Origin of the sequence: Burkholderia sp. Bp8963 (genome assembly GCF_003854275.1) — a bacterium.
Classification (GTDB): domain Bacteria; phylum Pseudomonadota; class Gammaproteobacteria; order Burkholderiales; family Burkholderiaceae; genus Burkholderia.
The window spans coordinates 1-1,410 of record NZ_QTQP01000142.1 but is presented as its reverse complement, the minus strand read 5'-3'; the positions used below and the strand labels follow the sequence as shown (position 1 = coordinate 1,410).

At 61.0% G+C, this 1,410-nt stretch carries 1 protein-coding gene; it reads left to right on the top strand.

The window, feature by feature from the left end; all coding sequences use genetic code 11:
* Positions 1-53 precede the first annotated feature (53 nt).
* The gene (locus tag DID96_RS37685) at positions 54-1,403 is read left to right on the top strand and encodes an IS4 family transposase (protein WP_124604381.1); all 1,350 of its coding nucleotides are present in this window, start codon (positions 54-56) and stop codon (positions 1,401-1,403) included.
* The last annotated feature ends 7 nt before the right edge of the window (positions 1,404-1,410 follow it).

Here is a 1,410-nt window from a genome sequence, read left to right as displayed (position 1 = left end):
CGCTTGTAAACTGTCGGCGTTTCGCGTTTACTCTCCGCTTTTGAGCGGACGCCTTGGTCACGGAATCGACGCCCTGGACACAAACGGAATTCGAGCAACTGGACCTTGGCGACGCGCGCCTGAACAAGCGAGCGAGGCTTTTGATGGAAAGGATGGCGGCGGACCCGACGGCCAGCGTGCCGCAGGCATGTCACGGTTGGGGCGAAACGATAGCGGCGTACCGCTTCTTCGATAACGAGAAGGTCCAGTGGCATGCGATTCTGGAGCCGCATTGGCAGCAGACGCAAAAGCGGATGCAAACGCATCAGGTCGTGCTCTGTCTTCAAGACACCACCGAGCTTGATTTCAATGGTCAGGATGCGCTCGGATTGGGGCCGCTGACGTATGAGGCGCAGCGCGGGATGTTTGTTCACCCGACCTATGCGGTGACGCCGCAGCGCGAGCCGTTGGGCATCCTGGACGCCTGGATGTGGGCCCGCGAGAAGAAGGACGACTCGGGCCGACGTGGTGGCCCAAAGGAAAGTTTGCGTTGGATCGAAGGCTACGAGCGCATCGCCGAGATGGCGCCGGATATGTCCTCGACTCGTCTGGTGTATGTGGCCGACCGCGAAGCGGATTTGATGGCGTTGATGGAGCGCGCCGACGCGTTGGGCAACCCGGCCGACTGGCTGGTACGTGCCGCGCATAACCGCAGCCTGCCCGAAGGCGATAAGTTGTGGGAGTACGCCACGCACGACGAAGCGGTGGGCGAAATCGCCTTCCCGATGGCCGCGCGCCAAGGTGTGAAAGCGCGCACGGTGCGCCAGCGCCTGTGGCTGCGGCGCGTGCAGTTGCCCGCGAGCAAAGGCAAAAGCGTCGCTGCAACGTGCTTGGTCGCGCGCGAGTTTGACGCGCCAGCCGGAGCGAAGCCGATCGAATGGCGCTTGCTGACTAACCGTACGGCGACCACGCTGGATGAAGCGACCGAATTGATCGAGTGGTATCGGGCCAGATGGGAAATCGAAATCCTGTTTAACGTTCTGAAGAACGGCTGTCAGGTCGAAGAACTGCAACTGGGCACGATTGAGCGACTTGAGCGCGCGTTGGCGCTGTTCCTTGTGGTGGCTTGGCGCGTGACCTATCTGATGCGGCTGGGACGCACCTGTCCTGATTTGGACGCCCGTCTGTTCTTCGATCCCGATGAAATTCGGGCTGCGTACCTGCTTACGAAAACGCCTCGATCTGCGCAACCCAAGCTCAACGAAGTGCTGCGCTTGGTCGCGCGTCTCGGTGGATTCCTCGCCCGCAAGAGCGACGGCGAACCCGGCGCGGAGACCATCTGGAAGGGACTTACGAAAGTTCATATCGCCGCGGAAACCATGCGCTTATTACGCGATGACGGTGACGCCGACACTTCTGTATAACGACATG